The organism is Pseudomonas sp. NFXW11 (genome assembly GCF_049887815.1).
Classification (GTDB): domain Bacteria; phylum Pseudomonadota; class Gammaproteobacteria; order Pseudomonadales; family Pseudomonadaceae; genus Aquipseudomonas.
Genome location: NZ_JAGEKI010000009.1, coordinates 63,500 through 82,968 on the forward strand (window position 1 = coordinate 63,500; position 19,469 = coordinate 82,968).

The following is a 19,469-nucleotide window of genomic DNA, read 5'->3' on the forward strand; positions in this document are numbered from 1 at the left end:
CCTGCCCGATATTCGCCGACGGTGCGGTATAAGGCGGGCTCACTCACGGGAGCAACGCGATGTCCAGGACACCCGGCAAGCTGGAAAAGATCTTCTATGCGGCAGAGGCCTACCTGCCCAGCTACGAACAAGGCGCCGACCTGATCATTGTCAGGGCAGCAGACGGGCAGTTGTGGGCAGTGGCCTGCGAGTTCGAGCTCTGCACCCGGGACATCGACAAGGCAGCGGTGCACTGCCACCAGCCGTTTGATGTCGCGGACCCGAAATTCGCCGCTGCCCGCTGGAGCACCTGCGACGACAGCCTCGGTCTGGTTCCCGCAACCTGGGAGGACCTGACCCAGGCCGGGCTGGCAGACTTTATCACCGGTTACCAACTGGAAAGCCGGCTGGGCATCCAGCGCTTCGTTGCAGACTGAAGCGCGCAACGGGCCAGCGCTCCGCCTGGGAGCGCCAGCCACGCCGTCACTTGCCGGTCATCGGCCCCAGGTCGTCGCTGGATCTGCTCTGCAGGTCATTGCCCCGTAGCTCGGCCACCTCCGCGGCCTTCACCGCCGCGCCCTGGTTGCCCCAGCTGCTGCGGATAAAGTTGACCACATCGGCCACCTCCTGGTCCGACAGGCGCCAGGCGAAGGGCGGCATGGTGATGGTCGAGGGCGCTGTGTGAGTCGCAGGCAAGGTGCCGCCCTTGAGCACGATATGGATCAGCGAGGTGGCATCCGCCGACTGCAGCACCGGATTGCCCGCCAGCGCCGGGAACACCCGGGTGTAGCCATGGCCATCGGTGCGGTGGCAGGCCGCGCAGTTGTCGATGTACACCGAGGCCCCCGGCTTGCTGTCGTCACCTTTCCACAGGGCGTCGGCCACCTGCTTGTCATAGACATGCGGCTGGTCCTTGGGATCGCTGGCGGGCAGCGACTTGAGGTAGCGGGCAATCGCCGTCAGGTCCTGGTCGCTCATGTACTGCATGCTGTGCTCCACCACATCGCTCATGCCGCCGAACACCGCGCTGCGGTCGCTGCGGCCGGTCTTGAGGAACTGCACCAGCTGCGCTTCGCTCCAGCTGCCCAGGCCGTCCTTGTGGTCACCCCGCAGGTTCTTGGCGATCCAGCCTTCCAGGGGCGCGCTGCCGGCCAGGAAGCTGCTGCCGTCCGTCGCGCTCAGGGCCTTCTCCTGCATGGTCAGGGCCCGCGGCGTATGGCAGGCGCCACAGTGACCCAGGCCCTCCACCAGGTAGGCACCACGGCTGACCAGCGGATCGCTGTCGGCGGCAACCGCGCCAGGCGCCACGCTCGGGGCGAACATCCAGCGCCAGATCGACAACGGCCAGCGCATGCTCAGGGGCCAGGGGATATCACTGTCCTGGTTGTCCCTCGCCACCGGCGCCACGCCTTGCATGAAGTAGGCATAGAGCGCCCGCATATCGGCGTCGCTGACCCGCGCATAGGACGGGAAGGGCATGGCCGGATACAGGCTGCTGCCGTTCTTGGCCACGCCATGGCGCACGGCCTGGTCGAAGTCCTCGAAGCTGTAGCCGCCGATGCCGCTCTGGTCCGGGGTGATATTGGTGGAATAGATCACCCCGATCGGGGTTTCCATGGGCAAGCCGCCGGCGAACGGCTGGCCGCCCTTGGCGGTATGGCAGGCCACGCAGTCACCGGCGCGGGCCAGGTATTCGCCCTGCTTGACCAGGGCCTGGTCGACCTCGGCGGCGTGGAGGGAGGCGCTGCCCAGCAGCGCCAGGGTAGCGATAACGAGTGCTTTCATGGTCATCGCTCCTTATGCCTGCACCAGCGGGCCGGGGTTTTTCAGGTACTGCTCGCGGATCGCCCGCGCCGACCAGTAGGTCAGCGCCGCCACCAGGCCGGTGGGGTTGTAGCCCAGGCCCTGAGGAAAGGCCGAGGCCCCGGGAACGAACACGTTGTGCACGTCCCAGCTTTGCAGGTAGCGGTTCAGGGCGCTGGTCTTGGGGTCGGTGCCCATGATCGCGCCGCCGTTCAGGTGGGTGGTCTGGTAGGACGCGGTGTTGAAGTGCTCACCAACCTTCTTGCCCAGCAGGGCAATGGCCTTGGGGTTCATCGCCTGGGCGATCTTGCCCATCTTCTCCACCATGAAGCGGTTCATCTTGATGTCGTTTTCCTGCCAGTCGAAGGTCATCCGCAGCAGGGGCAAGCCGCAGGCATCGCGGTACACCGGGTCCAGATCCAGGTAGTTGCTCCGGTAGGACTGATGCGCACCGTGGGCATCCATCGACACCTGATGGGTGTAGTACTCGGCCGTGGCCTTCTTCCAGGCGCTGCCCCAGGCCGGGGTGCCCGGCGGGTTCGAGGTGCCGGCAATCGGCCGGCTGCCGGCCTGGTTGACCCACATCGGCGAGCCGCCGACAAAGCCGTGGGGGCCATGGTCGAAGTTGTCGGCGTTGAAGTCGTCCACCGCCACGCCGTTGCCGCCGGCGCCGATAAAGTTGTTGGTGTGCACATCCTTGTCGAAGTAGGCCTTGATGGTGGCCATGTTCTGATAGGCGAAATTGCGCCCTACCACACCTTCGCCGGTGATCGGGTCATAGGGCTTGCCAATGCCCGAGAGCAGCATCAAGCGCACGTTGTGCAACTGGAAGGCGCCGAGGATCACCAAATCCGCCGGTTGCTCGATCTCCCGGCCCTGGCCGTCGACATAGGTCACCCCGGTGGCGCGGGTCTTGCTGCTGTCGAGGTTGACCCTGAGCACATGGGCATTGGCCCGCAACTCAAAATTCGCCAGCGGCTTGAGCGCCGGCAGAATGTTCACATTGGGCGAAGCCTTGGAATACATGTAGCAGACGTAGCCGCTGCAGAAACCGCAGAAATTGCACGGCCCCATCTGCGCACCGTAGGGGTTGGTGTAAGGCCCCGAGGTATTGGCCGACGGCAGGTTGTAAGGCTTGTAGCCCACCTCGCTGGCCGCTTTCTGGAACAGCTGTGCGGAATAGGTGTTTTTCTGCGACTCCAGCGGGAAGTGATCCGAGCGATCCGGCGCATAAGGGTTGCCGCCCTTGCCATCGCCTACCAACTGGCCTTTCACCGTCCAGGCCTGGCCCGAGGTGCCGAAGACCTTCTCCGCATAGTCGAAGAACGGCTCCAGCTCTTCATAGCTGACGCCGAAGTCCTGGATGGTCATGTCCTTGGGGATGAAGTTCTTGCCGTAGCGCTCTTCATAGTGGCTGCGCATGCGCAGCTCGATGGGGTCGACGCGAAAGTGCACCCCGGACCAGTGCAGGCCGGCACCGCCCACGCCATTGCCCGGCAAAAAGGCACCGAGCTGACGGTTGGGCAAGGCCACATCATTGACGCTGTGGCGGATGGTCACGGTTTCCTTGGAAATGTCCTGGAAGAGTTTCTTGCGCACGCTGTAGGTGAGCTCGTCGATCACCTGGGGATAACTGCCGTCGGGGTAGGTGTCCTGCATCGGCCCGCGCTCCAGCGCCAGCACATTGAGCCCGGCCTCGGTCAGTTCCTTGGCCATGATCGCGCCAGTCCAACCGAAACCGACGATCACCGCGTCGACCTTGTTCATTACCGTTGCCATGTTCAGGCCCTCTCGCCGCGAATCGATACTGCCGGGAAGGGGTATTGCTCGTTGCGTTCCACCCAATCCATGAAATCGGCGCGGGCGCCGGGAAAGCCGATCAGGGTCCAGCCCACCAGACCCTTATTGCCGCCGTGGATCGGGTCGCTGAAGAAACCCTCCTTGGTGTTCTGCAGCAGCAAGCTGAAGAAAACCTTGGCCGGAACCGCCTCGAACTGCGGCTCTCCGGCTTCCAGTTGCTTGAGCAAAGCGTCTCGGGTAGCGCTGTCTTGCGCGGCAAAAGTTTGACCTTTGAGGTCTTTGCACCAGGCCTCCACGGCAGCAATGCCCAGGCGATAGATGTCCTTGGGCACCAGCTTGCTCTGCCAGCCCATCTCCGGCGCGGCATCGGCCTTGAACGGGCCCTGCATGTACCACAGGGCACCGGCGGCGTAGGGGGTGTTCATCTGCCGGTCGATGTACTCCGGCACGCCGGCTTCCAGGGCGCCCGGGCCCATTTCGTCGGCGGGAATCAGGCGTTCCACCGCGGCCTGGATAAAGGCCCACTCTTCGGCGGTGAAGTAGCTCGGCTGATAGTCCTGGCTGCCGCTGGGCAGCTTGTGTTGCGCCGCCGGCTTGGCCGGGGCGGCGGTTTCCGGCGCAGCGGCGAGCATGGAACTGCCCAGGCCGGTACTGGCGACGGTCACCACGGGGATCAGGGTCAGGGATTTACGCAAGAACTCACGCCGCGGGTTGTCGCGATCTTGATCGGACATGGAGTGCACCTCATCAGGCATTGATGGATTGATCAGCCGCGTCATGGCGCGACTTTATGGTGGGGCAACGCAAAAAGCCGGGCAGGGCCCGGTTTTATGAACACATCAGCAAACTTTAGTTACAAATGGTAGCAGGCTAAGCATCAAGAAGAATCGTTTCAGCTGAAAAATAAAATGCCCCAGCCACAGGGTCAGCTTCACGTTTCTTTGACAGTCGGCTCACAGGGCTTTGACTGCTGCACAGGGACACTACGCGGCATTGAATCCCCTCATCGGTGACCCCCGCACATGTCGAGACTTCGCTTTATCGCTGCCCTTTGCCTGTCGCTGCTGGCACTGCTGGTCGGCGCCCAGGCGCACGCCGCCGATGCGCCCTCCAGCCGCCCCGAGCAATGGGCCCAGCCGCTGGAAAAGCAATACAACCTGTACCAGATGTCGCCGACCCTGTACCGCAGCGCGCTGCCGGACAAAGACGCCGTGCCGCTGCTGCAGAAACTCAAGGTGGGGACCGTGATCAACTTCTTGCCGGAGTCCGACTCCAGCTGGCTGAGCACGCCGGATATCCACCAGGTGCAACTGCCTTACCGCACCAACCATGTGGATGACGCCGATGTGCTCAAGGCCCTGCGCGCCATCCAGAGCGCCGAGGCCGAAGGCCCGGTACTGATGCACTGCAAGCATGGTTCGGACCGCACCGGCCTGATGGCGGCGATGTACCGGGTGGTGATCCAGGGCTGGAGCAAAGAGGATGCGCTGAATGAAATGACCCAGGGCGGGTTCGGCGACAGTTCCCACTTCAAGGACGGCATTCGCTACATGATGCAGGCCGATGTAGACAAACTGCGCACCGCACTGGCCAACGGCGATTGCAGCACCAGCGTGTTCGCCACCTGTTCGGTGAAAAGCTGGTTCGAGACGGTGAGTGCCAGCAAGCCGCTGAGCAAATAAACCCATCCACCGTGTAGGAGCGAGCTTGCTCGCGAAAGCGCGAAAGTCGAAAGAAAGCCGGCTCCCGAAAGGGAGCCGGCTTTTTCTTGCAGGTTCAGTCGGTCTTTTTCTTCAACTTGGGATTGGGGAAAAACTGCACCGATTGCACCTTGGTATCCGCGACCTTGGCGGCCGGGCCGTTGACCCGGGTGCCCAGTTCCTTGGGCACCGACAGCCCCTGGGCATTGAGGGTATCGGCGTAGCCGCAGGCCACGCACTCGCGATGGGGCACGTCGTCCTCGCTCCACATCATCAGCTTGTCCATCTCACTGCACGCCGGGCATACGGCCCCGGCGATAAAGCGTTTCTTGGTCTTCACGGGTGCTTCACTCATGCTGCCGCGTCCTCGCTGAGGCCGCTGTGGCGCAAGAGTGCGTCAATCGACGGCGCCCGTCCGCGGAAGTCGACGAACAGCAGCATCGGCTCCTGGGAGCCGCCACGGGCCAGGATTGCCTCACGGAACGCGCGGCCGGTCTCGGCGTTGAGCACACCCTCATCCTCGAAGCGCGAGAAGGCGTCGGCCGATAGCACTTCGGCCCACTTGTAGCTGTAGTAACCCGCGGCATAACCGCCGGCGAAGATATGGGCAAAGCTGTTGGGGAAACGGTTGTAGGCCGGTGGACGCATCACCGAGACCTCGTCGCGCACGGTTTCCAGCACCTGCAGCACGCTGCGGCCATCGTCGTGGGTGGCATGCAGTTCGAAGTCGAACAGCGAGAACTCCAGCTGACGCACCATCATCAGCCCGGACTGGAAGTTCTTCGCCGCCAGCATCTTCTGCAGCAGGTCCTCGGGCAGGGCTTCGCCGCTCTCGTAGTGGCCGGAGATCAGCGCCAGGCCTTCGGGCTCCCAGCACCAGTTCTCCATGAACTGGCTCGGCAGCTCCACCGCGTCCCAGGCCACGCCATTGATCCCGGACACCCCGGCGTGCTCGACCCGGGTCAGCAGATGATGCAGGCCGTGACCGAATTCGTGGAACAGGGTGGTGACTTCATCGTGAGTCAGCAGGGCCGGCTTGCCGCTGACCGCCGGGGTGAAGTTGCACACCAGGTTGGCCACCGGGTTCTGCAACACGCCCTCGAGGGTCCGCCGCCGATCACGGGCACCGTCCATCCAGGCACCGCCACGCTTGTTGGCGCGGGCGTAGAGGTCGAAGAAGAAGCGCCCGACGTGCTGGCCGTTTTCCTTGATCTCGAACAGCCGCACGTCCGGGTGCCAGCTGTCGAAGCCTTGCTGCTCGGCGATCTCGATGCCGTACAGGCGCTGCACGATGGCGAACAGCCCGCCCAGCACCTTGTCGATGGGGAAGTAGGCGCGCAGGGCTTCCTGGGACACGCTGTAGCGCTGCTCGCGCAGCTTCTCGCCATAGAAACCGCTGTCCCAGCTTTGCAGGTCAGGGCAGCCCTGTTCGGCGGCGTAGGCCTTGAGCTGTTGCAGGTCCTGGGCGGCGAACGGCTTGCTGCACTTGGCCAGGTCCCGCAGGAAACCCAGCACCTGATCGCTGGATTCGGCCATCTTGGTGGCCAGGCTCAGCTCGGAGAAGCTGGCAAAGCCCAGCAGCTTGGCCAGTTCCTGACGCAGGTCGAGGATCTCTTCCATCACCGGGCCGTTATCGTTCTGACCGGCATTGGGGCCCTGGTCCGAGGCGCGGGTGCAATAGGCCGCGTACACCTCTTCGCGCAGGGCGCGGTCCTGGGCGTAGGTCATCACTGCGTAGTAGCTGGGGAACTCCAGGGTGATCAGCCAGCCTTCCAGGTCCTTGGCCTGGGCCGCGGCGGCCATTTGCGCCTTGGCCGAATCGGTCAGGCCGGCCAGGGCCGCCTCTTCGGTGATGTGCTTGGTCCAGGCCTGGGTGGCGTCCAGCAACTGGTTGGAGAAGCGGCTGCCCAGCTCCGACAGCTTGCTCTGTACCTCGGCGTAGCGCTTCTGCTGCTCGGGCGGCAGGTCGATGCCCGACAGGCGGAAGTCCCGCAGCGAGTGCTCGAGAATGGTCTTCTGCGCCACGTCGAAGCCAGCGGCTTCAGGGCTGTTGGCCAGGGCCTCGTAGGCCTGGAACAGCTCGCGGTTCTGGCCCATTTCGGTGGCGTAGGCGCTCAGGGCAGGCAGGCAGGCCTCATAGGCTTCGCGCAGTTCGGCGCTGTTGCACACCGCATTCAGGTGGCTCACCGGGCTCCAGGCGGCGCCCAGGCGATCGTTGAGTTCGTCCATGGCCAGCACCAGGCCGGCCCAGGTTGGCCGGGTGGCCTGGGTCTTGAGGATTTCAGCGATGGCGGTGCGGTTGTCAGCCAGGATCTGTTCGATGGCCGGCTGCACATGCTCGGCACGGATCGCCGAGAACGGCGGCAGGTCGTAGGGCTGCAGAAGCGGGTTGTTCAGGCTCACGGTGGGCACCTTGGCTGGAAGAAACATTGCGCCATCTTAATTACAATCGGCAGCCACCGCAGCTATAGCCCCCATTAATAAATCTCAGAGAGGCACGCCCACTTGGCCATCCGCACCTACCAGAATCACCGCCCGAGCCTGGGCGAGCGGGCCTTCGTCGACCACTCGGCGGTGGTCATCGGCGACGTCGAGATCGGCGCCGACAGTTCGGTCTGGCCGCTGACGGTGATCCGCGGCGACATGCACCGCATCCGCATCGGCGCGCGCACCAGCGTGCAGGACGCCAGCGTGCTGCACATCACCCATGCCGGCCCGTTCAACCCCGAGGGTTTCCCCCTGCTGATCGGCGACGAAGTGACCATCGCCCACAAGGTCATGCTCCACGGTTGCAGCATCGGCAACCGGGTGTTGATCGGCATGGGCAGCATCGTCATGGACGGCGCGGTGGTGGAGGACGAAGTGATAGTCGGCGCCGGCAGCCTGGTGCCGCCGGGCAAGCGCCTGGCCAGCGGCTTCCTCTATGTCGGCAGCCCGGTGAAGCAGGTGCGCCCGCTGACCGACAAGGAGCGAGCCTTTTTCAGCTACAGCGCCAACAACTACGTGAAGCTCAAGGATCAGCACCTGGCCGAAGGCTACGACCGCCCCTGACCCTTTCTGATTGCCGAGGAATTGCCATGCATTACCAAACCGTGCTGTTCGACCTCGACGGCACCCTGACCGACCCCCGCGAGGGCATCACCCGGTCGATCCAGTTCGCCTTGGCCAAACTGGGCATCGACGAGCCCGACCTGAGCAAGCTGGAACACTTTATCGGCCCGCCGCTGTTGCAGGCCTTCATGCAGTTCTATGGTTTCGACGAGGCCCGGGCCTGGGAAGCGGTGAACTTCTACCGCGAGCGCTTCAAGGTCACCGGCCTGTATGAGAACCGAGTCTTCGAGGGCGTCACGCCGCTGCTGGAAACCCTCGGCGGGCAAGGGCGGCAGCTGTATATCGCCACCTCAAAGCCCTGGGTGTTCGCCCGGGAAATCGCCCGCCACTTCGACTTCGCCAAGCACTTCAAGGTGATCTACGGCAGCGAGCTGGACGGCACCCGCACCGACAAGGTGGAACTGATCGCCCACCTGCTGGAGCAGGAACGCCTCGACCCGGCCAGCACCCTGATGATCGGCGACCGCAAGCACGACCTGATCGGCGCTCGGCGCAACGGCCTGGATGCAGCGGCGGTAGGCTACGGCTTCGGCAGCCACGAGGAATTGAGCGCCGAGGCACCGGCCCATCATTTCCAGACCCTGGACGAGCTGCACCAGGCGTTCTTGCGCCGCTGACCCCAGCCTCTGTGTGGCGAGGGAGCTTGCTCCCGCCGGGGTGCGCAGCGCCCCCAACTGCACAGGTTCAGAGGCAGGCTCTGCGCCTGCTACGCAGGCGAACGGGAGCAAGCTCCCTCGCCACGCCCCTGAAACTCAGGCCTCCAGCCTGGCCAGGGCCAGCTTGCGCTGCTGGGCCGGCAAGCGCCCCAGCTTTTCCACCTCGCTGAAAAACGCCGGCCAATCGCCGTTCACCTGCCTGAACAAGGCGGCGAAGGCCGGCACCCACTGGTCGTATAAACCAAAGGGCAGCAGCCGGGCGTTGTTCAGTGGCAGGTTGATCCAGGCGTCATAACGCTTGTTGCCGGCCCACTGGCTGTCCCGCAGCTGGCGATAGTCGCGGCGCAAGCGCTCGAATTGCGCAGCCTTACGCTGGCGCATCTGCTCGGCGGGCAAGGGTAGGGCATACAGCTGTGCCAGGCGTTTGCGAGTGTCGAGCAGCAGCTGGATAAACTGATCGCGCTGACGGGTCTCGGCATCCTCCAGAGGCGGCAGCCCACGATAGGCCCGCCATTGCCGGGTGCCTTCCTGCTCGACGAAGGTGGCGAAAGACTCGTTGAACTCGGTGTCGTCCTGCACATAGAAGCGCTGGTGCGCCAGCTCGTGGAAAATCAGCGTGGCCAGGCGCTCATCGCCCCAATGCAGCATCGAACTGATGATCGGGTCGTCGAACCAGCCCAGGGTCGAATAGGCCTCGACGCCGCCAATCGCCACGTCCATGCCTTGTTGCTGCTGCAGCGCCGCGGCACCGCGGGCCGCGCCCTGGCTGTAATAGCCGCGGTAGGCCACACAACCGGCAATCGGGAAGCAATGGGTCTGCGGGCTCAGGGAGAATTCCGCCGTGGCGAACACATTCCACACCACATAGGGCCGGCCGATATCGACGTACAGCCGATAACTGCGGTTGTCCGGCAGGTGCAGGTGCTGGCTGGCAAAGTCCCGGGCCTGTTGCGACTGGGCCAGGTGGGCGCGCAAGGCGGGATCGCGGGAGGGGTCCGCCACCACCTCGGCCACCGGTGTGCGAGCTCGCAACAGCTGCATTTGGCCACTGGCCAGCTGGCTGTAGTAACCCAGGCTGCTGCAACCGTTGAGCAGCAAAAGCATCAGGGCCGGAAACCAAAGGCGCAAAACGGGATCAAGTAGCCCATGGCTCGAACGCGGCCTGTTCACATCGAATCATCCATAGAAAGTCTGCCCGCAAGACTATCTCGCCACCTTGGAGTTTCGCCATGCGCCTGTTGCTGCTAACCACCGCAATGCTTTCCCTCGCTGGCTGCGCCGGATTGCCCAGGCCCGATCCGAACCAGGCCTGGATCGACCTCGCCCCGCCCCGCAACAGCCATTTGCAGGCCCTGGAGGTGGACACCCGGGCCATCGACGATCCGCGCTATTTTCAGGTGCAGCCCGGCAGCCATGAACTGACCCTGCGCTACCAGTTCGCCGTGCAGCCAAGCAATATCGGGCCCGACGCCGAACCGCTGTGGCGCGACTGCCAGCTAAACGTGAAATTCCAGGATTTTGCCGCCGGCCAGCGTTATCGGGTGCAGGCCGGAAACATCGGTTTCCACCCCTGGGCCCGGCTCTACGACGAACAACACACACTGCTCGGCAAAGCCCGACCGACAGGCTGCCAGCGCAGCTGATCGGCGTTATGCTGGCGTTCTCTCGATCATTCGGCCCCTGTCATGCGCCAGCCACTGTTGATCCTCACCCTTGCCACTCTTTGCGCCTGCAGCACACCCTTGCCCAGCGTCGATCCACAACAGGCCTGGATCGACCTTGCCACCCCGACGCCGGGAGGCAAGCTGCTGATGGCCGAACGCCTGGACAACCAACGCCTGACGGACGGGCGGTTCTTCCAGGTCAGCCCCGGCAGCCACGAACTGATGGTGCGCTTCGACTTCGAAGTGTTCGCCGGCGGCATGGGCATGACCACCGATCCCCAGGAGCGCCTGTGCTACCTGAGCCTGCGCTACGACCACTTCCAGGCCGGCCAGCGCTACCGCCTGGAAGCCCGCAACCTGGCCTTCACCCCCAGCGCCCGACTGTACAATGCCCAGCGCGAGATCGTCGCCGAGGAACGCATGGTCAACTGCGTGCCCTGATAAGGCTCAGCGGTCGTTCTTCTGATAGATGATCTTCCGGGTGCCGTTGTCGCAGCTGCCGACCACCATGTTGTTGTCGTGGACCTCGTCATTGGTGACGATTTCGAGGGTGTAAGAGGCAACGCCCTGGGCCTGGATCTTGGCTTCGATCTCGGCCTTGAGTTCCTCGCAGGGCTTGGGGGCGGCCAGGGCCAATGTGGCCAGCGCGCAACTGATAACCGCCAAGGCAAAACGTTTCATGATCTAAAGCTCCCTTGCTGCGGCGCGCACGAACATGCGCTGAAGCCGCAATGAGGTATTCGACCACAGGTGCTCACTCGCCGCACAGACGCCGTCGCCAGCATGCCGGCTGCCACCCAAACAGCAGGAGGCAGCGGCCGGCGAACTCGCCGCCTCAATTGAGCAGCGTTGCATCCAGGCTGATCCTGGCATTGAGCACCTTGGATACCGGGCAACCTTCCTTGGCCTTGTTGCTCAGCGCCTCGAATTGCTGCTGGCTGGCGCCGGGAATCCTGGCCTTGAGGATCAGGTGCACAGCGGTGATGGCAAAACCGCCATCGACCTGGTCCAGGGTCACTTCGGCCTGGGTATCGATGCTGTCCGCCGTAAGCCCGGCCTCGCCAAGAATCATTGAAAAAGCCATGGAGAAGCAGCCCGCATGGGCCGCGCCGATCAGTTCCTCCGGGTTGGTGCCCTTGCCGCCTTCAAAACGCGCCTTGAAGCCGTAGGGCGCTTCACGCAGCACGCCGGTTTCGGTCGAGATCGAGCCGATGCCGGTCTTCAGGTCGCCTTGCCAATGCGCCGAGGCTTTCTTTTTGATACTCATCGCAGTCTCCTCAAGTACCGATGCGAAGGCTCGCACCAAGCTGGTTTGTCTTACCTAAGGGTTCTGAGGATAGATCTGACGGCAAAGTTCAGACCTTGTGCCGGACGCTTATTTATCCGACAAAATTACTCTGCCTATTGAAACTCGGGTATATGCCCACATTGCATAAACCTGACTTTCAGATCCCGGCAGGTTTTGGCTGATGACAAATGCCTGCACGCCCAAGGAGAAGCAGGCTTATGAAACCGTTGTCCGCAGTCAAATTCTCGACCCTCGACCTGGTGCCCGTGCGTGAAGACGGCAGCCCGGGGCAATCGTTGCGCAATTCCCTGGACCTGGCGCAGCACGTGGAAAAGCTCGGCTACACCCGCTTCTGGGTCGCCGAGCACCACAACATGGACGGCATCGCCAGCTCCGCCACCTCGGTGCTGATCGGTTACCTGGCCGGCGGCACGTCGACGATTCGCGTCGGCTCCGGCGGGGTCATGCTGCCCAACCATGCACCACTGGTGATCGCCGAACAGTTCGGCACTCTGGAAAGCCTCTACCCGGGGCGCATTGACCTGGGCCTGGGGCGCGCCCCGGGTTCCGACCAGATGACCGCCCGCGCCCTACGCCGGGAGCGCTCGGGCAGCGCCGACGATTTTCCCGAGGATGTGGCCGAACTGATGGCCTATCTTGGCCCGCGCACCCCGGAACAGCGGGTGATCGCCATGCCGGGCACAGGCAGCAATGTGCCGGTGTGGCTGCTGGGTTCCAGCCTGTTCAGCGCGCAACTGGCCGGGGAACGGGGTTTGCCCTACGCCTTCGCCTCACATTTCGCACCGCGCTATATGCATGAAGCGATTCGCGTGTACCGCAACCACTTCAAGCCTTCGGCGGTTCTCGACAAGCCCTACGTGATGCTGGGAGTGCCGCTGGTGGCAGCCGACACCGACGAGCAGGCCGACTACCTGGCCACTTCGGTGTTCCAGCGCATCCTCGCGCTGATGCGCGGCCAGAGCCTGGTGCAGCGCAAGCCGGTGCAGAGCATGGATGGCCTGTGGCTGCCCCATGAGAAGGAGGCCGTATCGAGTTTCCTCGGCCTGGCGATGATCGGCAGCCCGGCGAAAATCCGCGCCAAGCTGGAAGTGCTGATCGAGCAGACCGGCGCCGACGAGCTGATCTTTACCTGTGACCTGTACCAGCACGCCGACCGCCTGCGCTCCTACGAGCTGCTGTCCCAGGTGATGCAGGGCTGAACGCCGGGCAGAAAAAAGCCGACGCTTTGGCGTCGGCTTTTCAATGGGTGCCTAGCAAGGCTCAACCGCGCTTGTAGACAATCTCCTTGGTGCCGGCTTCGCAAGTGCCGACCACCTTGCCGTCCGCTGCCGCGCCTTTGTCCACCACTTCCAGCGAGTAGTGTTTGGCGCCTTTGGCATCGATCTTCGCGGCGATCTCGCCTTTCAGCTCTTCGCACGGCTTGCCGGCGGCAAGGGCAGTTCCCGCAAGACTCAACAAAGCAGCAGCTAATACTAGTTTTTTCATCGGTCACATTCCCTGGTCGGATCAAAAGAGGCGGCGTAGACGCCAGCCTGACAGAAGCTCAAGACAGTTGTAGCGCTTTGCCACTTCCTATGGCACTCGGCCAGCGCACAAGTTCCAGAGCCTAGCCCAAGGTTTCAACTATTGGCAATTCGAAAGCCGACCTTGAGCGTGACCTGAAAATGCGCCGCTTTGCCGTCCTTGATATGGCCCCGGGTTTCGGTCACTTCGAACCACTCCAGGTGCTTGATGCTCTTGTGCGCCTCGGCCAGGGCGTTGTTGATCGCTTCTTCGATGCTGTTCGGCGACGAACCCACCAGTTCGACTTTCTTGTAAGTGTGATGATCACTCATGACGTTCTCCTTTTCTGACGGTGAACTACAGCCTAGCAGCGATTTTTCCTATGACTTGTGGCGCCTCTAACAACAGGAAATTCAGAAATTCTGCACTTTCCCAACCGGCCGCAGTCGGAACCTACACAGCCCGTTCACCCCCTCGCAGGAGAGCCGACATGGCCAACAACGCACTACGCAAAGCCTCGCTGGAAACGATGGAAGCCGAGATCGCCAGCCTGCTCAAATCGCTGGAAAGCCTCAAGGACGACGCCTCCGACGAGTCGCGCAAGACCCTCAAGGCGCTCAAAAGCAATGCCGAGAATGCGCTCAAGCATTCCCGCAGCCTGCTCAGCGACGCTTATGAAGAGGTGAAAGTGAAAACCCGCGAAACCGGGATCGCCACTCGCGACTACGCCCAGCAACACCCCTGGACCACCGCCGGTGTCGCGGTCGGTGCCCTGGGCCTGCTGGCCGCCTATTTGCTGTGCAAACGCGGCGACTAAGGCTGCAGGCGCAGTTCGTTTTTCAACCACTGGGCCAATTGCCGGGCGCGCCCATCCGCGGCGCGCTTGGGTAACCACAGGGCCAGTTGCCCCGGGGTATCGGAAAAACCCCAGGGCGCCACCAGCCTGCCGGCTTGCAGGTCCTCGGCCACCAGCGGCTGCGGGGCAATCGCCACCCCCAGCCCGGCCACCGCCGCTTCCAGCAAGTAATACAGATGCTCGAAACCCTGCCCGTACTTCAGCCCTGCGGCGTTGATGCCGTTGTGCCGCGCCCAGCTGGGCCAGGCCTGGGGGCGCGAGGTGGTGTGCAACAGGGGTTCCTGCAACAGCGCCGCGGCCGGTGCCGCGCACAGCCGCGAATAGCCGGCATAACGCGGGCTCAGCACCGGACCGATGCGCTCGCTGGCCAGCTCATGCACTTGCATGTCCGCCGGCCACGGCGGTTCGGCGAACACCAGCAGCGCATCCAGCCCCGGGCGCCGTGGGTCCTGGTCGCCCTCGGCGGCGGACAGGTGCAGGCGCAGGTCCGGCAACTCGGCATTCAACCGCCCCAGGCGCGGAATCAACCAGCGCGCCAGCAGGCTGCCGGAGCAACCGAGCACGAAGGGCGCATCGGCGCTGCCCTGGGTCAATTCGGCGCAGACATCCCGCAGACGCTCGAAGGCTTCGCTGCTGGCATCCCGCAGGCGCACCCCGGCATCTGTGAGTTTAAGGCCACGCCCATCCTTGATGAACAGGCTCAGGCCCAGGTGCTCTTCCAGCACCTTCAACTGCCGGCTGACCGCACCGTGGGTTACGTGCAGTTGCTCGGCGGCCTGGCTGACGCTATTGAGCCGGGCAGTGGCTTCGAAGGCCCGCAGGGCATTCAGGGGGGGCAGGTCTCGGCTCATGAGATAGTTGAGTTTTCCTCACAGGTTGTGGCGATCTTATCGGTTTTCAGCGGCCGCCGTCAGGGGGTAGAGTGGCCCCATCGTCTGCTCTGAAGAGCTTTCTCCACCCACTTCCCCGGGAGCGCTGCAATGACCCAGTCCCAATTGCGTAATGGCCCTGACGACAACGGCCTGTTCGGCGCGTTCGGCGGCCGCTACGTGGCCGAAACCCTGATGCCGCTGATCCTCGACCTGGGCCGCGAATATGACAAGGCCAAGCAAGACCCCGAGTTTCTCAAGGAGCTGGCCTACTTCCAGCGCGACTACGTCGGCCGCCCAAGCCCGCTGTACTTCGCCGAGCGCCTGACCGAGCACTGCGGCGGCGCCAAGATCTACCTCAAGCGCGAAGAGCTCAACCACACCGGCGCGCATAAGATCAACAACTGCATCGGCCAGATCCTCCTGGCCCGGCGCATGGGCAAGCAACGCATCATCGCCGAGACCGGCGCCGGCATGCACGGCGTGGCCACCGCCACCGTGGCCGCGCGCTTCGGCCTGCAATGCGTGATCTACATGGGCACCACCGACATCGAGCGCCAGCAGGCCAACGTGTTTCGCATGAAGCTGCTGGGCGCCGAAGTGATCCCGGTGACCGCCGGCACCGGCACCCTGAAAGACGCCATGAACGAAGCCCTGCGCGACTGGGTGACCAATGTCGACAACACCTTCTACCTGATCGGCACCGTCGCCGGCCCGCACCCATACCCAGCCATGGTGCGCGACTTCCAGGCGGTGATCGGCAAGGAAACCCGCGAACAGCTGCAAGCCCAGGAAGGTCGCCTGCCCGACAGCCTGGTGGCCTGCATCGGCGGTGGCTCCAACGCCATGGGCCTGTTCCACCCGTTCCTCGATGACCAGAGCGTCGAGATCATCGGCGTTGAAGCGGCCGGCTTCGGCATCGAGACCGGCAAGCACGCCGCCAGCCTCAACGGCGGGGTGCCCGGCGTACTGCACGGCAACCGCACCTTCCTGCTGCAGGACGACGATGGCCAGATCATCGACGCCCACTCGATCTCCGCCGGCCTGGACTACCCCGGCATCGGCCCGGAACACGCCTGGTTGCACGATATCGGCCGCGTCCAGTACACCTCGGTGACCGACGACGAAGCCCTGGCCGCGTTCCACCAATGCTGCCGCCTGGAAGGCATCATCCCGGCCCTGGAAAGCGCCCATGCCCTGGCCGAAGTATTCAAGCGCGCGCCCACCCTGCCCAAGGATCACCTGATGGTGGTCAACCTCTCGGGTCGTGGCGACAAAGACATGCAGACCGTGATGCACCACATGCAACAGTCCCAGCAGGAGAAACACTGATGAGCCGCCTGCACACCCGCTTTGCCGAGCTGAAGCAACAGAACCGCGCCGCCCTGGTGACCTTCATCACCGCCGGCGACCCGGACTACGACACCTCCCTGGCCATCCTCAAGGGCCTGCCTGCGGCGGGCGCCGACGTGATCGAGCTGGGCATGCCCTTTACCGACCCGATGGCCGACGGCCCGGCGATCCAGCTGGCCAATATCCGTGCCCTGGGGGCCAAACAGAACCTGGCGAAAACCCTGCAGATGGTCCGCGAGTTCCGCGCGGGCAACAGCGAAACCCCGCTGGTGCTGATGGGCTACTTCAACCCCATCCACCACTATGGCGTGCCGCGCTTTATCGCCGACGCCAAGGCCGCCGGTGTCGACGGCCTGATCGTGGTCGACCTGCCGCCGGAACATAACAGCGAGCTGTGCGACCCGGCCCAGGCCGCCGGCATCGACTTTATCCGCCTGACCACGCCCACTACCGACGACACGCGCCTGCCCAAGGTGCTCGATGGCAGCTCGGGCTTTGTCTACTACGTCTCGGTGGCCGGGGTCACCGGCGCCGGCGCCGCCACCCTGGAACATGTGGAAGAGGCCGTGGCCCGCCTGCGTCGGCACACCGACCTGCCGGTGAGCATTGGTTTCGGCATCCGCACCCCGGAGCAGGCTGCGGCCATCGCCCGCCTGGCGGATGGCGTGGTGGTGGGCTCGGCGCTGATCGACCAGATCGCCAACGCCCAGTCGTCCCAGCAAGCGGTGGACGGGGTACTGAGCCTGTGCGCGGCGCTGTCCGAAGGCGTACGTAAGGCTCGCGTCAGCTGAGGGTAAAGTTCCTGATACAGAGGAATTAGCGCCTCGCCAGGCAGACTAAACAACAAGACCTGGGGGTGCGGAATCAAGGTTCCGCCCCCCTTTTTGCTGTATGCGCTGCGAGGAATAGCCGATGAAAATGCCCACACGCCTGATGGCCGCTGCCGCCCTGCTGATCCTCAGCGCCAGCCCCCTGCTACCGGCCATGGCCGACGAGCGCGGCTACGAACACGGCGGCCCGCCACAGGGCCATTGGGACAATCGCGGCAATGAACACCGCGATGGCCCCGGCCACGAACGCCGGGACGGCCCACCGCGGGATTTCGGCCCCGTACGCCAGGCCATCCGTGACAACCATGGCTATTTCGTCCGGGGTGCACCGCCACCGCCCGGCATTCGCCTGGTGCGCGGCCAGCCGCTGCCCCGTGGCTACTACGGTGAACGCCTGGACCCACGTGCGCTGTCGCGCCTGCCGGTGTACCACGGCTATGAATGGCGACGCATGGGCGGCGATATCTTCCTGATCGAAGTCGGCAGCGGCATCGTCTACGACATTCTCGACGGCGTGCTCTACTGATCTCTGCCACAGCCGCCGGCCCCTGCGGGGCCGGCAGGCTAACGCGCGGCTGACCGAAAAATCGCCTCAAAACCCCGTCAGATCCAGCGGCCGCATGGCGCCCATCCAGATCGCATGGTCGGTGTGATCGCGCAGGTCATCACCGGTGTCCGGGTGCAGGAACACCACCAAGCCCCTGCGATTGAGCGCCAGCCACGGCACCACCTGAGCAAACACCTCCGGCGTGAAGGCCAACTGGCAGCTCCAGTCCGGATGCGGCCCCACCAGCCGCTCATGAACCCGGCCCATCTTCAGCGGGAACAGCTGCGCCGCCTGCTCGCACAGGGCCCGGGCCTGGTCGATGGTGCTGGCGTCAAAGTAGACATGGGCGTGATAACCCTTGATCCGTTGCATGCAAACCTCGCGATAACCGACGAACCCTCAAGGTTCGCCTCAGATTCTGAGCCTATGGGGGGCAACAGCGAGCGGCCGCTTAAACCGCCAAGCCCTCCTGTTCAAGCACATGCGCCATGGTGCCACGACAGCACCCGGCCGGCGCCGCTAAAGAGCGATTGCCGGCAATGCCAAACCCTTGAGACTCTGGGCACTGGCAGCCTGCTCGCTGATCAGCCAGTCGACGAACCGCTGGATCAAGGCCCCGCGCCGCTTGCGCGGGGGCAGTACCACGTAATAGCCGTAGCTGGAGATCAGCGTCTGGGCGATGGGCCGGCACAGCAGGCCCTGGTCCAGCAGGTCGTCCACCAGGTGGCGCCAGCCGATGGCCACGCCCTGGCCACCAATGGCGGCCTGGATCAGCAAGGTGTAGTTGTCGAAGCGCAATTGCCCGGAGGCCGGGGCGCTGGCGATGCCCAGCTCACGGAACACGCCGCTCCAGTCGAACCAGTGGTTGCTGTTCTCGCTGCGCAAGTGCAGCAGTGGAAAGTCCAGCAGGGTTGCACTGGGCAACGGCGCGGGGCGTTCCTTGAGCAGCAGCGGGCTGCACACGGGAAACACTTCTTCGCTGAACAGCCAGCGACTTTCGCCATGCTTGAAGCGCCCGTCGCCGAACAGCACCGCCACGTCGATATCGCTGCGCAGCATGCCGTGGCTGCGTTCGCTGGTCACCAGGCTGACGTCCACCTGCGGGTTGGCCTGGTGGAACCGGTGCAAACGCGGCATCAGCCAGTAGGCGGCGAAGGCAAAATCCGTGGCCACTTGCAGCACTTCATGCTGATGCTGCTGGCTCAGGGCGCTGAGGCCGGCATCGATGCTCTGCAGGCCGGCCTGTACCTGCTCCAGCAGCAAGGCCGCGGACTCGGTCAACTCGATGCCACGGTAGATGCGGTCGAACAGGCGCACGCCCAGCTGTTCTTCCAGGCGCTTGATCTGCTGGCTGATGGCCGGCTGGGTAGTGCCCAGCTCCACCGCAGCCGCGGTGAAACTGCGCAAACGGGCCGCAGCTTCAAACACCCGGAGCAGGTCCAGGGACAGGTCGCCAAGGGCTTCATACATAAGCTGTACTTATCCTAGT

At 64.0% G+C, this 19,469-nt stretch carries 24 protein-coding genes; 11 read left to right on the top strand and 13 right to left on the bottom strand.

Annotated features, from left to right (window positions below; all coding sequences use genetic code 11):
* The first annotated feature begins 59 nt into the window (after positions 1-59).
* Complete coding sequence (locus J4P02_RS15650; protein ID WP_426191778.1) at positions 60-416, top strand: hypothetical protein; 357 nt, start codon at positions 60-62, stop codon at positions 414-416.
* Between the two features lie 46 nt (positions 417-462).
* Here the strand turns inward: J4P02_RS15650 and J4P02_RS15655 are convergent, their stop codons facing one another.
* Genes J4P02_RS15655 through J4P02_RS15665 form a run of 3 tightly spaced genes read right to left on the bottom strand, consistent with a single transcriptional unit; the run spans position 463 to position 4,316 of the window.
* Positions 463-1,764, bottom strand: coding sequence for a c-type cytochrome (locus tag J4P02_RS15655; protein ID WP_426191780.1), 1,302 nt, complete (start codon positions 1,762-1,764; stop codon positions 463-465).
* Between the two features lie 12 nt (positions 1,765-1,776).
* Complete coding sequence (locus J4P02_RS15660; protein ID WP_426191781.1) at positions 1,777-3,561, bottom strand: GMC family oxidoreductase; 1,785 nt, start codon at positions 3,559-3,561, stop codon at positions 1,777-1,779.
* Positions 3,562-3,563: 2 nt separating this feature from the next.
* Positions 3,564-4,316 (bottom strand): gluconate 2-dehydrogenase subunit 3 family protein, encoded by a 753-nt coding sequence (locus tag J4P02_RS15665; protein WP_426191782.1) that lies wholly within the window; start codon positions 4,314-4,316, stop codon positions 3,564-3,566.
* Positions 4,317-4,604: 288 nt separating this feature from the next.
* Here J4P02_RS15665 and J4P02_RS15670 point away from each other — a divergent pair, with 288 nt between their 5' ends.
* Positions 4,605-5,264 (top strand): dual specificity protein phosphatase family protein, encoded by a 660-nt coding sequence (locus J4P02_RS15670; RefSeq protein ID WP_426191784.1) that lies wholly within the window; start codon positions 4,605-4,607, stop codon positions 5,262-5,264.
* A 94-nt stretch (positions 5,265-5,358) separates the two neighbouring features.
* Here the strand turns inward: J4P02_RS15670 and J4P02_RS15675 are convergent, their stop codons facing one another.
* Together J4P02_RS15675 and prlC are read right to left on the bottom strand one after the other, a co-directional pair.
* A complete protein-coding gene (locus tag J4P02_RS15675; protein ID WP_426191786.1) occupies positions 5,359-5,637 on the bottom strand; it encodes a YheV family putative zinc ribbon protein in 279 nt (92 codons plus the stop codon).
* Positions 5,634-7,712 carry an oligopeptidase A gene (prlC, locus tag J4P02_RS15680; RefSeq protein ID WP_426191788.1) on the bottom strand — a complete coding sequence of 693 codons (2,079 nt, stop codon included), beginning with the start codon at positions 7,710-7,712 and terminating at the stop codon, positions 5,634-5,636. Before prlC ends, J4P02_RS15675 begins: the two co-directional genes overlap by 4 nt.
* 75 nt (positions 7,713-7,787) lie before the next feature.
* Here prlC and J4P02_RS15685 point away from each other — a divergent pair, with 75 nt between their 5' ends.
* Both J4P02_RS15685 and J4P02_RS15690 read left to right on the top strand, forming a co-directional pair.
* Positions 7,788-8,333 (top strand): gamma carbonic anhydrase family protein, encoded by a 546-nt coding sequence (locus tag J4P02_RS15685; RefSeq protein ID WP_426191790.1) that lies wholly within the window; start codon positions 7,788-7,790, stop codon positions 8,331-8,333.
* 26 nt (positions 8,334-8,359) lie between these two features.
* Entirely contained in the window at positions 8,360-9,010 is a 651-nt protein-coding gene (locus J4P02_RS15690; RefSeq protein ID WP_426191792.1) for an HAD family hydrolase, read from the top strand.
* 135 nt (positions 9,011-9,145) lie between these two features.
* On the opposite strand, the gene J4P02_RS15695 is transcribed toward J4P02_RS15690, so the two are convergent.
* Entirely contained in the window at positions 9,146-10,219 is a 1,074-nt protein-coding gene (locus J4P02_RS15695; protein WP_426191794.1) for an aminopeptidase, read from the bottom strand.
* A gap of 59 nt (positions 10,220-10,278) precedes the next feature.
* Between J4P02_RS15695 and J4P02_RS15700 the strand changes: the two genes are divergently transcribed.
* Positions 10,279-10,692 (top strand): hypothetical protein, encoded by a 414-nt coding sequence (locus tag J4P02_RS15700; RefSeq protein WP_426191796.1) that lies wholly within the window; start codon positions 10,279-10,281, stop codon positions 10,690-10,692.
* 42 nt (positions 10,693-10,734) lie between these two features.
* On the top strand, positions 10,735-11,154 hold the full coding sequence (locus J4P02_RS15705) for a hypothetical protein (protein WP_426191798.1): 420 nt from the start codon (positions 10,735-10,737) through the stop codon (positions 11,152-11,154).
* Between the two features lie 6 nt (positions 11,155-11,160).
* Here the strand turns inward: J4P02_RS15705 and J4P02_RS15710 are convergent, their stop codons facing one another.
* The gene (locus tag J4P02_RS15710; RefSeq protein ID WP_426191800.1) at positions 11,161-11,394 is read right to left on the bottom strand and encodes a DUF1161 domain-containing protein; all 234 of its coding nucleotides are present in this window, start codon (positions 11,392-11,394) and stop codon (positions 11,161-11,163) included.
* Between the two features lie 154 nt (positions 11,395-11,548).
* Positions 11,549-11,980 (bottom strand): OsmC family protein, encoded by a 432-nt coding sequence (locus J4P02_RS15715; RefSeq protein ID WP_426191802.1) that lies wholly within the window; start codon positions 11,978-11,980, stop codon positions 11,549-11,551.
* A 239-nt stretch (positions 11,981-12,219) separates the two neighbouring features.
* Here J4P02_RS15715 and J4P02_RS15720 point away from each other — a divergent pair, with 239 nt between their 5' ends.
* The gene (locus tag J4P02_RS15720) at positions 12,220-13,221 is read left to right on the top strand and encodes an LLM class flavin-dependent oxidoreductase (RefSeq protein ID WP_426191804.1); all 1,002 of its coding nucleotides are present in this window, start codon (positions 12,220-12,222) and stop codon (positions 13,219-13,221) included.
* Positions 13,222-13,282: 61 nt separating this feature from the next.
* Here J4P02_RS15720 and J4P02_RS15725 read toward each other — a convergent pair whose 3' ends face one another.
* Positions 13,283-13,507, bottom strand: coding sequence for a DUF1161 domain-containing protein (locus J4P02_RS15725; protein WP_426191806.1), 225 nt, complete (start codon positions 13,505-13,507; stop codon positions 13,283-13,285).
* A gap of 134 nt (positions 13,508-13,641) precedes the next feature.
* Positions 13,642-13,857, bottom strand: a complete 216-nt coding sequence (locus J4P02_RS15730) for a dodecin (RefSeq protein ID WP_092318141.1) — start codon at positions 13,855-13,857, stop codon at positions 13,642-13,644.
* A gap of 158 nt (positions 13,858-14,015) precedes the next feature.
* On the opposite strand from J4P02_RS15730, the gene J4P02_RS15735 reads away from it, so the two are divergent.
* The gene (locus J4P02_RS15735) at positions 14,016-14,342 is read left to right on the top strand and encodes a DUF883 family protein (RefSeq protein ID WP_426191808.1); all 327 of its coding nucleotides are present in this window, start codon (positions 14,016-14,018) and stop codon (positions 14,340-14,342) included.
* On the opposite strand, the gene J4P02_RS15740 is transcribed toward J4P02_RS15735, so the two are convergent.
* Positions 14,339-15,232: a LysR family transcriptional regulator gene (locus J4P02_RS15740; protein ID WP_426191810.1), complete on the bottom strand. Its 894-nt coding sequence runs from the start codon at positions 15,230-15,232 to the stop codon at positions 14,339-14,341. The two genes, J4P02_RS15735 and J4P02_RS15740, sit on opposite strands and share 4 nt — an antisense overlap.
* Before the next feature lie 129 nt (positions 15,233-15,361).
* Here J4P02_RS15740 and trpB point away from each other — a divergent pair, with 129 nt between their 5' ends.
* From trpB to J4P02_RS15755, 3 genes are all read left to right on the top strand, one after another.
* Positions 15,362-16,582 carry a tryptophan synthase subunit beta gene (gene trpB, locus J4P02_RS15745; RefSeq protein ID WP_426191812.1) on the top strand — a complete coding sequence of 407 codons (1,221 nt, stop codon included), beginning with the start codon at positions 15,362-15,364 and terminating at the stop codon, positions 16,580-16,582.
* Complete coding sequence (trpA, locus tag J4P02_RS15750; protein ID WP_426191814.1) at positions 16,582-17,394, top strand: tryptophan synthase subunit alpha; 813 nt, start codon at positions 16,582-16,584, stop codon at positions 17,392-17,394. The genes trpB and trpA overlap by 1 nt, the downstream gene beginning before the upstream one ends.
* A gap of 121 nt (positions 17,395-17,515) precedes the next feature.
* A complete protein-coding gene (locus J4P02_RS15755) occupies positions 17,516-17,959 on the top strand; it encodes an RcnB family protein (RefSeq protein WP_426191816.1) in 444 nt (147 codons plus the stop codon).
* Between the two features lie 66 nt (positions 17,960-18,025).
* Here J4P02_RS15755 and J4P02_RS15760 read toward each other — a convergent pair whose 3' ends face one another.
* Positions 18,026-18,352, bottom strand: a complete 327-nt coding sequence (locus J4P02_RS15760; RefSeq protein WP_426191818.1) for a DOPA 4,5-dioxygenase family protein — start codon at positions 18,350-18,352, stop codon at positions 18,026-18,028.
* A 147-nt stretch (positions 18,353-18,499) separates the two neighbouring features.
* Positions 18,500-19,450, bottom strand: coding sequence for a choline sulfate utilization transcriptional regulator (locus J4P02_RS15765; RefSeq protein ID WP_426191820.1), 951 nt, complete (start codon positions 19,448-19,450; stop codon positions 18,500-18,502).
* Positions 19,451-19,469 lie beyond the last annotated feature (19 nt).

Coding starts and splice junctions, on each gene's coding strand:
- J4P02_RS15650 (WP_426191778.1), top strand. CDS start 60: ATGTCCAGGACACCCGGCAAGCTGGAAAAGATCTTCTATGCGGCAGAG.
- J4P02_RS15690 (WP_426191792.1), top strand. CDS start 8,360: ATGCATTACCAAACCGTGCTGTTCGACCTCGACGGCACCCTGACCGAC.
- J4P02_RS15720 (WP_426191804.1), top strand. CDS start 12,220: ATGAAACCGTTGTCCGCAGTCAAATTCTCGACCCTCGACCTGGTGCCC.
- J4P02_RS15735 (WP_426191808.1), top strand. CDS start 14,016: ATGGCCAACAACGCACTACGCAAAGCCTCGCTGGAAACGATGGAAGCC.
- J4P02_RS15710 (WP_426191800.1), bottom strand. CDS start 11,394: ATGAAACGTTTTGCCTTGGCGGTTATCAGTTGCGCGCTGGCCACATTG.
- J4P02_RS15705 (WP_426191798.1), top strand. CDS start 10,735: ATGCGCCAGCCACTGTTGATCCTCACCCTTGCCACTCTTTGCGCCTGC.
- J4P02_RS15660 (WP_426191781.1), bottom strand. CDS start 3,561: ATGGCAACGGTAATGAACAAGGTCGACGCGGTGATCGTCGGTTTCGGT.
- J4P02_RS15675 (WP_426191786.1), bottom strand. CDS start 5,637: ATGAGTGAAGCACCCGTGAAGACCAAGAAACGCTTTATCGCCGGGGCC.
- J4P02_RS15670 (WP_426191784.1), top strand. CDS start 4,605: ATGTCGAGACTTCGCTTTATCGCTGCCCTTTGCCTGTCGCTGCTGGCA.
- J4P02_RS15760 (WP_426191818.1), bottom strand. CDS start 18,352: ATGCAACGGATCAAGGGTTATCACGCCCATGTCTACTTTGACGCCAGC.
- J4P02_RS15655 (WP_426191780.1), bottom strand. CDS start 1,764: ATGAAAGCACTCGTTATCGCTACCCTGGCGCTGCTGGGCAGCGCCTCC.
- J4P02_RS15765 (WP_426191820.1), bottom strand. CDS start 19,450: ATGTATGAAGCCCTTGGCGACCTGTCCCTGGACCTGCTCCGGGTGTTT.
- J4P02_RS15725 (WP_426191806.1), bottom strand. CDS start 13,507: ATGAAAAAACTAGTATTAGCTGCTGCTTTGTTGAGTCTTGCGGGAACT.
- trpA (WP_426191814.1), top strand. CDS start 16,582: ATGAGCCGCCTGCACACCCGCTTTGCCGAGCTGAAGCAACAGAACCGC.
- prlC (WP_426191788.1), bottom strand. CDS start 7,712: ATGTTTCTTCCAGCCAAGGTGCCCACCGTGAGCCTGAACAACCCGCTT.
- J4P02_RS15730 (WP_092318141.1), bottom strand. CDS start 13,857: ATGAGTGATCATCACACTTACAAGAAAGTCGAACTGGTGGGTTCGTCG.
- J4P02_RS15665 (WP_426191782.1), bottom strand. CDS start 4,316: ATGTCCGATCAAGATCGCGACAACCCGCGGCGTGAGTTCTTGCGTAAA.
- J4P02_RS15700 (WP_426191796.1), top strand. CDS start 10,279: ATGCGCCTGTTGCTGCTAACCACCGCAATGCTTTCCCTCGCTGGCTGC.
- J4P02_RS15755 (WP_426191816.1), top strand. CDS start 17,516: ATGAAAATGCCCACACGCCTGATGGCCGCTGCCGCCCTGCTGATCCTC.
- J4P02_RS15715 (WP_426191802.1), bottom strand. CDS start 11,980: ATGAGTATCAAAAAGAAAGCCTCGGCGCATTGGCAAGGCGACCTGAAG.
- J4P02_RS15740 (WP_426191810.1), bottom strand. CDS start 15,232: ATGAGCCGAGACCTGCCCCCCCTGAATGCCCTGCGGGCCTTCGAAGCC.
- trpB (WP_426191812.1), top strand. CDS start 15,362: ATGACCCAGTCCCAATTGCGTAATGGCCCTGACGACAACGGCCTGTTC.